The 11,202-nt window shown below is 75.7% G+C and carries 6 protein-coding genes; 4 read left to right on the forward strand and 2 right to left on the reverse strand.

The window, feature by feature from the left end:
• Nucleotides 1–228: 228 nt before the first annotated feature.
• Nucleotides 229–1,491 (reverse strand): serine/threonine-protein kinase, encoded by a 1,263-nt coding sequence (locus tag OIM89_RS09790; protein WP_047470130.1) that lies wholly within the window; start codon nt 1,489–1,491, stop codon nt 229–231.
• Nucleotides 1,492–1,846: 355 nt separating this feature from the next.
• Nucleotides 1,847–3,520 carry a serine/threonine-protein kinase gene (locus tag OIM89_RS09795; RefSeq protein WP_264491156.1) on the reverse strand — a complete coding sequence of 558 codons (1,674 nt, stop codon included), beginning with the start codon at nt 3,518–3,520 and terminating at the stop codon, nt 1,847–1,849.
• A gap of 746 nt (nt 3,521–4,266) precedes the next feature.
• Here OIM89_RS09795 and OIM89_RS09800 point away from each other — a divergent pair.
• The 4 genes from OIM89_RS09800 (at nt 4,267) to OIM89_RS09815 (ending at nt 11,193) form a co-directional block, all read left to right on the forward strand.
• Nucleotides 4,267–7,233: an FHA domain-containing protein gene (locus OIM89_RS09800; RefSeq protein WP_264491157.1), complete on the forward strand. Its 2,967-nt coding sequence runs from the start codon at nt 4,267–4,269 to the stop codon at nt 7,231–7,233.
• Nucleotides 7,234–7,664: 431 nt separating this feature from the next.
• Nucleotides 7,665–9,002 (forward strand): ABC transporter substrate-binding protein, encoded by a 1,338-nt coding sequence (locus OIM89_RS09805; protein ID WP_247860299.1) that lies wholly within the window; start codon nt 7,665–7,667, stop codon nt 9,000–9,002.
• Nucleotides 9,003–9,004: 2 nt separating this feature from the next.
• Nucleotides 9,005–10,333 (forward strand): carbohydrate ABC transporter permease, encoded by a 1,329-nt coding sequence (locus OIM89_RS09810; protein ID WP_030696365.1) that lies wholly within the window; start codon nt 9,005–9,007, stop codon nt 10,331–10,333.
• A complete protein-coding gene (locus OIM89_RS09815) occupies nt 10,330–11,193 on the forward strand; it encodes a carbohydrate ABC transporter permease (protein ID WP_030696364.1) in 864 nt (287 codons plus the stop codon). Before OIM89_RS09810 ends, OIM89_RS09815 begins: the two co-directional genes overlap by 4 nt.
• The last annotated feature ends 9 nt before the right edge of the window (nt 11,194–11,202 follow it).

The following is an 11,202-nucleotide window of genomic DNA, read 5'->3' on the forward strand; positions in this document are numbered from 1 at the left end:
GGTCGCCTCCGTCACAGATGTCCTCAATCGCCGGACGGGCTTGATTTTGCCCGCCTCGGGCCAGGGCCCTCAGCACGCGCGGCAAGCCACAGCAAGCGCCATCGGGCCGCCGGAAGCCGTGAGGCGCAAGGCGCGAGCCGGGCGCCGCGAGCTACGGACGCCCGGTCAACAAAGCCCGCCCGGCGCTTGAGGACACCGAGCCCAGCCGGCCCCGCCAGGCCCGGCGGCCTACGGCCTGGCGCCAGGGCCCTGTTGGCCGGGGGCCGACGGGGGTGGGGTGTCGGACTGGGTGGCGGTGTAGCCGGCGATGGCGAGGGCGATGGCGGTGGCTGCCGCGGCGAGGGTGAGGCGGAGGCGGCGGCGGCGTTGTTCGGCGCGGTGGCGGGCGGAGCCGGGGCGGGGGGCGCCGGAGGCGCGGGGGGCACGGGCGGTGCCGCGGGCGCCGCCGGCCAGTTCGTCGGGGGCCGGGACGCGCATGCTGGTGTGGGTGTCGCGGTTGGCGCCGTCACGGGCCGGGGCCCCGGGGACGAGGGAGACGGCGGCCCGGCGCGGCGTCTGCTCGGCCGGAGCCGCGGGCTCCTCGGGGGCGGCGGGCGGCTCGGCCTCGTCGGTCTCGGGCTCGTCGACGTCGAGCGGCCCGATCCCGGCGAGCGAGGGCAGTTGCTCCCGCAGCCGGGCGGCCAGCTCGGCGGCGCGCAGCCGGGAGGCGGGGGCCTTGGCGAGGCACTGGACGAGGAGCTGCCACAGCTCCTCGGGGATGCCGGGCAGCGGCACCACGGTCTCGGTGACGTGCCGCCGCAGCACCGCCCCCGGGTGCCCCCCGCCGAACGGCGTGAACCCGGCCAGCAGCTCGTAGAGCACGGTGGCGAGGGCGTAGATGTCGACGGCGGCGCGCGGCGGCAGCCCCTCGACGATCTCGGGGGCGAGGTAGTCCGGCGTACCGATGATCTTGGTGGCGGGGGCGCGTCCGGCGGCCCGGTCCGGGGTGCGGCGCGGGGTGTCGATGAGCTTGGCCACGCCGAAGTCGGTCAGCAGGGCCGGGTGGGCGCCACCGGGGCCGAGCGGCCCCTCCATGTCGAGGAGGACGTTCTCGGGCTTGACGTCGCGGTGGATGACCCCGGCGGCGTGCGCGGCGGCCAGACCGTCGGCGATGTCGGCGGTGATGGCGACGGCGGCCTCGGGGGCGAGCCGGCGCTCCCGGTTGAGCCGGGTGCGCAGGTCGGTGCCCCGGACCAGGTCCATGACGAGGGCGAGGTCGTTGCCGTCGACGACCAGGTCGCGGACGGCGACCACGTGCGGGTGGTCGAGGCCGAGCAGCGCGGTCCGCTCCTGGACGAAGCGGCCGACGAGTTCCTGGTCGGCGGCGAGGTCGTCGCGGAGGATCTTCACGGCGACGGGCCCCTCGGGCCCCTCGCCGAGCCACACCGTCCCGGCGCTGCCCCGGCCCAGGATCTGGTGGGCGGTGTACCGGCTGCCGATCTTCCGTGCCAAGACGTGCTCCGACGTGTCGGGCCCCGGGGCCACGCCGCGGGGACTGAGGGGGTGTGGGCACCGCTGGGCGGGGGCGGCCCGCTCCAGGCCCGCCCGGCGTACGTCCGCAGCCGCCCGCCCGGTCAAAATACGCGCCGTCGGCGGACCCCCGTGCCCGGGTCGGCGGTCCGGGCCGCCCCGACGACTGCTTTTGCCCGGTTTCCCGGGGGTTCCGGTCCGAAATTGACCGGGCCATATGTCGACTTGTCTGCACAGTCGCTGATCTGAAAAAACTGCCGGGCCGTCCGCGCAGGCGTACGACGCGGACGGCCCGGTTCGGCCCACGGCCCGGGGCAGGCGGCCCCCGGCCCGTGCCCTAGTTGAAGCTGGACACCCAGTCGACGACCGACTCCACCCAACTGCTGATCTGCTCCCAGTAGCCCTTCCCGGCGCCGATCCACTCCTGGAGCGGGGTCAGCTCCCAGATCAGCCAGCCCGCGACGAAGAGGATCACCAGCGTGAAGAGGCAGCCCTTGAGGCAGCCCAGGCCGGGGATGCGCATCGGGTTGGCGCTGCGGCGGCGCGGCTCGCGGGGCTCCCTCGGCGGCCGCTCGGCGCGCGGCGGCGGCTGCGGTTCGTACCGCTGGGGCTGCGGCTGGGGCGGCGGGGGCGGCGCGTACCGCTGCGGCTGGTGCTGGGGCGGGGCGGCGTACTGCTGCTGGTTCGGGTACGGCTGGGGCGGCGGGGCCTGCTGGTGGCCGCGGTTGTCGTAGCCGCCCTGCTGCTGGCCCTGGCCCTGGCCCTGGCCCTGCCCGGGGGCGGGGCGGCGCTGGGGGCGGCGGCGCAGCGGGTCCTCGCCCGGGTCGAGGTACTGGACCTGGGTCTGTTCGTTGCGGTCGCGGGCGGCGCGCAGCTGGTTCTGCCAGGGGTGCGGGTCGTCCGGGTTCTGGCCGGGCGGGACCGGCGGCATCATCGCGGTCGGGTCGGCGTCGCCGCCGCGTCCGCCCGCGCCGGGGCCGGTGTTCGGCAGGACGCTGGTGGCGGCGGCCGGGTCGTGGCTGCCGGGGGCGCCGGTGGTGGGCAGGACGGTGGTGGCGGCGTTCGGGTCGCCGCCGGGGTCCTGCGGGACCGGGGCCGGGGACGGGTCGGGGGCGAGCAGCGCGCCCACGCCCTCGGCGGCGGCGATCTGCGCGCTGGAGGCGTGCACGCCGACGCCCTGGGCGACGGTGCGCAGGGCGCGGGCGAGGTTCTCGGCGCTGGGCCGCTCGTCCGGGTTCTTGCGCAGGCAGCGTTCGACCACGGTCCACAGGGGCTCGGGGACGTTCCCGGGCCGGGCGGGCTCCTCCTCCAGGTGCCGGTGGAGGACTTCGAGCGCGGTGCCGCCGGCGAACGGCGGGCGGCCGGTGAGCAGCTCGTAGAGGAGGATGCCGGCGCCGTAGATGTCGACGGCGGAGGTCTGCGGGCGGCCCTCGGCGGACTCCGGGGCCACGTAGGCCGGGGTGCCGACGAACTCGTGGGTGCGGGTGAGCCCCGGCGAGTCGGCGAGGCGGGCGATGCCGAAGTCGGTGAGGAGCGGGTGCAGCTCGCCGCCGGACTCGCGCAGCAGCACGTTGGCCGGTTTGAGGTCGCGGTGGACGACGCCGTCGGCGTGGCTGGCGGCGAGCGCGTCGGCGACCTGCGCGGTCAGCAGGCTCGCGGCGACCGGGGAGAGCGGTCCGTTCTCCCGCAGGTAGCGGTGGAGGTCGGGGCCGTCGACCAGGTCCATGACGAGGGCGAGCAGGTCGCCCTCGACGACGAGGTCGCGGACCCGGACGATGTTCGGGTGGGTCAGGCGGAGCAGGACGGAACGCTCGCGCAGGAAGCGCATCACGATGTCCGGGTCGCTCGCCAGCTCCTCCTTGAGGACCTTGATGGCGACGGTCTCCCCGGGGCTGCCGGTGACGGCCGCCTCGGCTCCGGCGGGCACGGTCTGACGGGCCCGCCAGACGGTGCCGGTGGCGCCGCGCCCGAGCGGCTCCTCCAGGAGGTACTTGCTGCCTACCGGCCGCACGTCATGCGCTCCCTGCTGATCAGGTGGGTCCGGCGTCCGCCCGGGGCGCCGATCCTGGTCGGTGTGGTGTCTTCGGTCGATGCGTCGATGCTCTGCCGGGTCCGGGGCCCCTGGGCTCCGTACCCGCCCGGCGGCCCGCTCAGGCCTCCGGACCGGGCCCGGCCCGCGCGCGGCGACCGGCGGCCGGGCGGACCGCGCGGGAGACCGCCCCGTGGGGCCGCCTCCGGTCACCGGTGAGGCGAACCGCTCCCGGATGTTCCGGCCCACTGTAGTGCCGACCGGCCCTCCCGGGTCAGCCGTCCGGGCGTGGGACCGCACACGCGTACGAGGGCGGGGGTGGTGTTCTCGGGGCAGGGAGGCAGGTCAGGGGCGGGCGGTAAGTCCCGTCGAAGCCGGGGATCGGCCCGGGGACGGCGCACGGGAGGCGCGGGACGGCGGAGCGGAGCGGACGGGCGCGCGGCAGCGCCCCCGGGGTGCGGCCCGCCTCGAAAGGCCAGGGCCTCCGCCGTCCGTCCCGGGGCGCGAAGCGACGCCCCGTCGGTGTCCGCGTACCCCGTCGCCGGTCCCGCCGGGACTTTTCCGAGCAGAGACGGCCAATCAAGATCACTTACTGTTGGGCGGGGCGCGCGTTGTCACCGGCAAGTGACAGGATGCCTTCGATGTACTGGCCGACGGGCCGGTGCGCGGCGGGTGTTCGGGCTTGCGAGCCTTCCGCCGTCCCGGCGCAGAAGGGACCGCTGACCGCGATGCAGATCCGGCTGACCGTCCTCGGACCGCCCGGCGGCCCGGCCGCCCCCGACGGCTGCGACGTCCTGGTCACCGCTCCCCCGGGCACCCCGCTCGCGGCGGTCTCCGGTGCCCTCGCGCAGGCGGCGCAGGCGGGCGAGGGGCCCGTCGTGCTGTACGCGGGCGCTAACCGGCTCGACAGCCAGCGCTCCCTGCTCGGCGACCCGCCGCTGATCGACGGCGCCGTCCTCTCCCTGCACGGCCCGGGACCCGCCCCGGTCCCGCCGGACGCCCGTACGCGGCTGCACGTCGTCTCCGGGCCGGACGCGGGCGGCGTCCACCTGCTGCACGGCGGCCGCGCCGGGGTCGGCCGGGCCGAGGACGCCGACATCGCCCTGGACGACCCGGACGTCTCCCGGGCCCACTGCACCGTCACCGTCGGCGCCGACGGCCGGGTGCTCGTCGCCGACCTCGACTCGACCAACGGCACCACGGTGGACGGCGAGCCGGTCGGCCGCGAGCCCGTCCGGCTGGCCCCGGGCGCCCTGCTGCGCATCGGCGAGTCCGGGCTGCGCCTGGCCGACGAGCCGCCGCCCGCCGTGCCCGCCTCCGCCGACGGGGAGGGCCGCCTCCGCGTCGCCACCCCCGACGCCGGGCCCGTCGTCCCCTTCGCCCCGGCTGAGCAGGCTCCGCCGTCCGCCCCGGCCCCCGACGCCGGCCAGGAGGCGTACGAGCCGGAGGAGGCGGCGGCGCCCCGCAGGCGCGGCGGCCTCGGTGCCTGGGCCCGGCGCTTCTCCGCGCCTCGTACCTCCGGCGCGGCCGTGCCCGAACCGGCGGCCCCGCCCGCGCCCGCCCCCCGGCTGCCCGACGCCTGGCCGGACCCGGCCGCCCTGCTGCTGACCGCGCTCGGTCCGGGCCCGCGCCTGTGGGAGCGGGCGCAGGGCCACCCCGAGACGCTCACCGTGCGCCTGGGCACCGCCGACCGTTCCGCCGGTCCCGGCGCGGGCCCGCTCCAGGCGGTGCCGGTCACCGTCAGCCTGCTGGAGGCCGGTTCGCTCGGGCTCGCCGGGCCCCGGCCGCGGCTGACGGGGCTGGCCCGCGCCGTACTCGCCCAGCTCACCGCCCTGCACGCGCCGGACCGGCTCGACCTGGTCCTGATCTCCGCCGACCGGTCCCGGCCTGTGGAGGAGCGGACCGCCGAGTGGTCCTGGCTGGGCTGGCTGCCGCACGTGCGACCGGCCCGGGGCCAGGACTGCCGCCTGCTCCTGGCCCACGACCGCGAACAGGCCGCCGCCCGCACCGGCGAGCTGCTGCGCCGCCTCGACGACACCCTGCACGAGCAGGCCGCGCGCCGGGCCGCCGGCGGCGTGGTCGACGAGGCCGGGAGCGGCCCGTACACCGTGGTGGTGCTCGACGGCGATCCCGGTACGGCCGAGCTGCGGGAGGCGGCGGAGCGGCTGGCCGCTCAGGGTGCGGCGGCCGGTATCCACGTGCTCTGCCTGGCCGAGACGGAGCCCGCCTCGCCGACCTCGCCGCTGGCCGCCACCTTCGAGGCCGCCACCGGGCAGAACCCGGCGTTCCGCTCCTGCGGGGCCGCCGCCCTGCTCACCGGCGACGTCGCCACCGCGCTCCGGCTGCTGCGGGTCGCCGGAGGCAGCCCGGTCGGGCAGGGCGTGCCCGCCACCGTCGACGCGGTCTCGCCCGCCTGGGCCGAGCGGTTCGCCCGCGCGCTGGCCCCGCTGCGCCCCGACACCCCCTCGGCCGAGCCGCACGCCCGGGTCGCCGCCCCGCTCCCCCGCACGGCCCGCCTCCTGGACGAACTGGGCCTGGCCCGCGCCACCCCGGCCTCCTTGCTGGCCCGCTGGGCTGCCGCCGCCGACCAGCCCCATCCGGCGCAGGGCCCGCCCGGCTGCGTACAGGCGGTCCTCGGCGCCGGACGGCACGGCCCCGTCACCGTCGACCTGGCCGCCGACCACGGCGCCCACCTGCTGATCGAGGGTCCGCCCGGCAGCGGCCGCACCGAACTGCTCCGCGCGCTGGCCGCCTCGCTCTGCGCGGCCGAACGGCCCGAGCGGCTCGGGCTGATCCTGCTCGACGGGGCGGACACGGGCGGCCCCGGCGTCGGCGAGGGGCTGCGCTCCTGTACGGAGCTGCCGCACGTCACCGCCCGTCTCGGCGCCCACGACCCGGTGGTCATGCGGGAGTTCGCGCAGACCCTGGCGGCCGAGGTGAAGCGCCGCGCCGAACTCCTCACCCCCGCCGCCGCCCCCACCCCCTCGGTGCCCGCGCCGCGGTCGGCCCGGACGACGGCGATAGCCCGCGACGGTGCCGCCTCCCGCCCCGGCACCGTCTCCCACCAGGCACTCACCGGAGACACCCGAACCGCGCCCGCGACGCTCCCCGCCCAGCAGCACGGCGAGGTGGAGGCACCGCCGAGCCGCACCCTGCGGCTGCGCACCACTCCCGGTGGAGCCTCCGAACCGGCGGCCGCCGCTCCCCCGCCCCGCCTCGTCGTCCTCGTCGACGACCTCGACGCCCTCCTCTCCCCCGCGCTCGGCTCGCCGGGCAGGCCCTCGGCCGGGTCGGTGGTCCGGGCCCTGGAGGCGGTGGCCCGGGACGGCGAACGCCTCGGCGTCCACCTGATCGCCACCACCGCCTCGACGGAACGCGCCGCCACCACCGAACTGGCCCGCCGCACCCTGCTCCGCGTCACCCTGGACACCCCACTCGGCGGCCCCGAGGACCCGGCCCCCGGCCGCGGCACCCTCACCGCCCCCGACACCGACCTCCCCGTCCCCTTCCAGGCGGGCCGGGTCAGCGGCCGCATCCCGCGCACGGCCACCCTGCGGCCGACCGTCGTCCCCCTGGACTGGTCCCGCGCCGGCGACCCGCCCACCCGACGGCCGGTACGCGAACTGGGCAACGGCCCCACCGACTTGGCGCTGCTGGCGAGCGCGCTGGAACGGGCGGCGGCAGCGGGTACGTGAGCCGGGCGGGCCGGGGGCCGGCCGCTCGGCTCACGTCGGGCGGAACGCCCCGTACCGCGCCCGCCTCGATCATCGCCTCGGCGGGTGGAGGACGTAGGCCGGGCTGTCACTGCTGAGCCGGCCCACGCCCTCCGCCAGCCGCTGCCGTGGGCCGGGAGGCGTGGGCGGTCCCCGGGGCGCGGACGGTGGTCCCGGGTTCCGGGCGTGCGGAGGGCCGCGAAGGCCCCGGGCGCGGACGCCGTGGGACAACCCGGCACGACCGTCGTGAACCCTCCGGAGCTGCACTGACGGCACGTCACAAGGCGATCACATCGGTGAGTTGGCCGTGACCGCCTCTTGCCGACCCCGGGCCGCCCGCGTAGACCGGAACACCACATCGGCGGGTCCCCCGGACGGGCCCGCCGGACGGAACCCACCAGAACGGGGAAGCCATGAGTGGAGCTTCGCGCATCCGCAGGACGGCCGTGCTGGCGGCGGCCGCCGCCCTGACCCTCAGCGCATGCGGGGGCTCGGGCGGCGACGGCGGCAAGGACGACGACACGCCGAAGGCGAAGGGCCCGAACCTGAAGGGCCAGACGGTCTCGGTGGCCGCGGTGTGGAGCGGCCCGGAGAAGGACGCGTTCCGCAAGGTCCTGGACGCCTTCGAGGAGGCGACCGGCGCCAAGGTCACGCTGGTCCCGGCGCAGGACCCGATCATCGGTTTCCTGGAGTCGAAGGTGGCGGGCGGCGGCCAGCCCGACGTGGCGATGCTGCCGCAGGTGGGCGCGATCGAGCAGGCGGTGGCCAACGGCTGGGCCAAGCCGCTCGGCAAGGGCGCCGAGGAGGCGCTGACGACCAACTACAGCAAGGGCTGGGCGGATCTCGGCTCGGTCGACGGGACCCCGTACGGCGTGTACTTCAAGGCGGCCAACAAGTCGCTGGTCTGGTACAACACGGCGGTCTTCGAGAACGCGGGTGTCGAGGAGCCGAAGACCTGGGACGAGTTCCTGAAGGCGGCGCAGACCGTCTTCGACTCGGGGGTGACCCCGGTGTCGGTGGCCGGTGCGGACGGCTGGACGCTGACCGACTGGTTCGAGAACGTGTACCTGTCGCAGGCGGGCCCGGAGAAGTACGACCAGCTGGCGAAGCACGAGATCAAGTGGACCGACGCGTCGGTGACGAAGGCGCTGGAGACCCTGGCGGAGCTCTTCGGCAACAAGGACTTCCTGGCGGGCGGCCAGAGCGGCGCCCTCCAGACGGAGTTCCCGGCCTCGGTGACGCAGACCTTCACCGGCGGTGACCAGCCCAAGGCCGGCATGGTCTTCGAGGGCGACTTCGTCTCCATCAACATCGGCCAGACCGACGCCGAGATCGGCGCCGACGCCAAGGTCTTCCCGTTCCCGGCGGTCGGCGAGAACTCGCCCGCCGTGGTGGGCGGCGACGCGGCCGTGGCACTGAAGGACAGCAAGGGCGCGCAGGCGCTGCTGACCTTCCTGGCCGCCCCCGAGAGCGCCGAGATCTGGGCGAAGGAGGGCGGGTTCCTCTCCCCCAACAAGGCCGTGGACACCGCCGCGTACCCCAACGACGTGCAGCGGGACATAGCCGAGGCGCTGATCGCCGCCGGGGACGACATCCGCTTCGACATGTCGGACCAGGCGCCGCAGGCGTTCGGCGGGACGCCCGGCAAGGGCGAGTGGAAGGCGCTCCAGGACTTCCTGAAGAACCCGAAGGACGTCGCGGGTACCCAGAAGGCCCTGGAGCGGGCCGCCGCCGCTGCCTACAAGGAGTGAGGATGGCGGACGCGACGAAGGCCGGACCGGCGGCGGTCCCGCCGGCTCCGGCCCGCAGGCGACGCCGCTGGACCCCCGTGCTGTTCCTGCTTCCGGCGCTGGTGCTGCTGGGGGCGCTGGTGGTGTACCCGATCGGGTACTCGGTGGTCCGCAGCGTGCTGGACAAGGCCGGCGAGTCCTTCGTCGGCATCGACAACTACGTCACCCTCTTCACCGACGACTCCATCCGCACGGCGCTGACCAACAACCTGATCTGGGTGGTGCTGGCGCCGACCGTCGCCACCGCCCTCGGCCTGGTCTTCGCGGTGCTGACCGAGCGGGTCCGCTGGGGCACGGCGTTCAAGCTGGTCGTCTTCATGCCGATGGCCATCTCGATGCTGGCCTCCGGCATCATCTTCCGGCTCGTCTACGAGCAGGACCCGGACCGGGGTGTCGCCAACGCGGCCTGGGTCGCGGTCCACGACACCTTCAACGAGTCCTCGGCCTTCCCCAAGGCCCACCCGGGCCCCAAGTCCCCGCTGGAGAAGAGCGAGGGCGGTTCCTTCACCACCCGGGAGCCGGCCCGTGCCGGTGAGCCGGTGCTGCTGCCGCTGGTCGGCGTGGCCCCGGACCAGATGCCGAAGGACGCGGCCCCGGCCGCCGAGGCCGAGCCCGACCCGGGCAAGGTCACCGGCACCGCCTGGCAGGACTTCACCCGGGGCGGCGGCGGAACCCCGTCGGTGGTCGACGCGAAGGAGCTGGGCTATCCCGGCATCCGGGTGGAGGCGGTCAAGGACGGCAAGGTGGTCGCCGAGACCCGGGCGGGCCCCGACGGCACCTTCACCCTGCCCGCCGAGGCCGACGGGGCGCAGCTGCGCTTCCCGGCGGACAACTTCCGCGAGCCGTACAACGGCGTCGACTGGCTCGGCCCGTCCCTGGTGACCCTCTCGGTGATCAGCGCGTACGTGTGGATGTGGGCCGGGTTCGCGATGGTGCTGATCGCGGCAGGGCTCGCGGGCGTGCCCCGGGAGCTGATGGAGGCGGCCCGGATCGACGGCGCCAACGAGTGGCAGGTCTTCCGGCGGATCACGGTGCCGATGCTGGCGCCGGTGCTCGGCGTGGTCCTGGTGACGCTGATGATCAACGTCCTGAAGATCTTCGACCTGATCGTGGTGATCGCCCCGGGCTCCTCCCGGGACGACGCCAACGTGCTGGCGGTCCAGCTCTACGACTCGGCCTTCGGCGACCGGGACCTCGGGGTGGCGAGCGCCATCGCGGTGCTGCTCTTCCTGCTGGTGATGCCGGTGATGGTGACCAATGTGCGGCGGCTGCGGAAGGAGGCACGCCGATGAGCGCGCGTGAGCCCGCGCTGGGATCGCGGATCGCGGCCCGGCTGAGCGGCGGGCTGGTGCAGTTCGTCCTGGTGGTGGTCGGCCTGTTCTGGCTGATGCCGACGGTGGGGCTGCTGCTCTCCTCGCTGCGCGCCCCGGGCGACATCGCGGAGAGCGGCTGGTGGACGGTGTTCACCGCCCCGGCCCAGCTGACCTGGGAGAACTACCAGGGGGTGCTGGAGGACGGCGCGATCACCGGTTCGCTGCTCTCCACGGTGGCGATCACCGTCCCGGCGACGGTGCTGGTCATCGTGATCGGCTCGCTGGCCGGGTACGCCTTCGCGTGGCTGGAGTTCCCCGGCCGCGACTGGTGGTTCGTGCTGGTGGTGGCCCTGCTGGCGGTGCCGGTGCAGGTGGCGCTGGTGCCGGTGTCGGAGCTGTTCGGCTGGGTCGGGCTCTTCGAGACGACGGCCGGGGTGGTCCTCTTCCACGTGGCCTTCGGCCTGCCCTTCGCCGTCTTCCTGATGCGGAACTTCTTCGCGCAGATCCCGAAGGAGCTGATGGAGGCGGCCCGGCTGGACGGCGCGGGCGAGGTGCGGCTCTTCACCCGGGTGGTGCTGCCGCTGGGCGGCCCGGCCGTCGCCTCGCTCGGCATCTTCCAGTTCCTGTGGGTCTGGAACGACATGCTGGTGGCGTTGGTCTTCGCCGACTCGGACTCCCCGCCGGTGACGGTCGCCCTCCAGCAGCAGGTACGCCAGTTCGGCAACAACATCGACATCCTCGCCCCCGGGGCGTTCCTGTCGATGATCATCCCGCTGGCGGTCTTCTTCGCCTTCCAGCGGCAGTTCGTCTCCGGCCTGATGTCGGGGGCGGTCAAGTAAGCCCAGTTC

Source organism: Streptomyces sp. BI87 (genome assembly GCF_025957665.1).
GTDB classification, from domain to species: domain Bacteria; phylum Actinomycetota; class Actinomycetes; order Streptomycetales; family Streptomycetaceae; genus Streptomyces; species Streptomyces albidoflavus.

Coding starts and splice junctions, on each gene's coding strand:
- OIM89_RS09800 (WP_264491157.1), top strand. CDS start 4,267: ATGCAGATCCGGCTGACCGTCCTCGGACCGCCCGGCGGCCCGGCCGCC.
- OIM89_RS09805 (WP_247860299.1), top strand. CDS start 7,665: ATGAGTGGAGCTTCGCGCATCCGCAGGACGGCCGTGCTGGCGGCGGCC.
- OIM89_RS09810 (WP_030696365.1), top strand. CDS start 9,005: ATGGCGGACGCGACGAAGGCCGGACCGGCGGCGGTCCCGCCGGCTCCG.
- OIM89_RS09815 (WP_030696364.1), top strand. CDS start 10,330: ATGAGCGCGCGTGAGCCCGCGCTGGGATCGCGGATCGCGGCCCGGCTG.